General features: G+C 69.7%; 1 protein-coding gene. It reads left to right on the top strand.

Features of this window, described 5'->3' with window-relative positions; all coding sequences use genetic code 11:
- On the top strand, nt 1-436 hold a 436-nt coding region (locus AB4Y92_RS25910), incomplete at both ends, for a zinc-binding dehydrogenase (RefSeq protein ID WP_441822229.1).

Raw genomic sequence — 436 nt, 5'->3', positions numbered from 1 at the left:
CCGCTGCTCTGCGCCGGCATCACCACCTATTCGCCGCTGCGCACCTGGAATGTCGGACCGGGCAGCCGCGTCGGCGTGGTTGGTCTCGGCGGCCTCGGCCATATGGCGGTGAAGCTCGCGGCTGCGCTCGGCGCCGATGTCACGGTGATGAGCCGTACGGCAGACAAGCTGGCCGATGCGCTGGCGCTCGGCGCCGACCGGTTGCTGGTCTCCAGCGATGCCGAGGCCATGGCCGGGGCCGCGAACGGTTTTGACCTGATCATCGATACCGTGCCGGTCAAGCACGATATCAATCCCTATCTGTCGCTGCTCGATGTCGATGCGACGCTTGTCCTGGTCGGCCAGGTCGGGCCGCTCGCGGAGCCCTCGACCGTGCCGCTCCTGCTCGGCCGCCGGCGCATCGCCGGCTCGCCGATCGGCGGCATCGCCGAGACGC

The sequence above is a fragment of the Lysobacter sp. TAB13 genome, assembly GCF_052113885.1.
In the GTDB taxonomy this organism is placed as follows: domain Bacteria; phylum Pseudomonadota; class Gammaproteobacteria; order Xanthomonadales; family Xanthomonadaceae; genus Lysobacter; species Lysobacter gummosus.
Note: the sequence above shows the minus strand (reverse complement) of the source record. Positions and strands in the feature narration are given on the sequence as shown.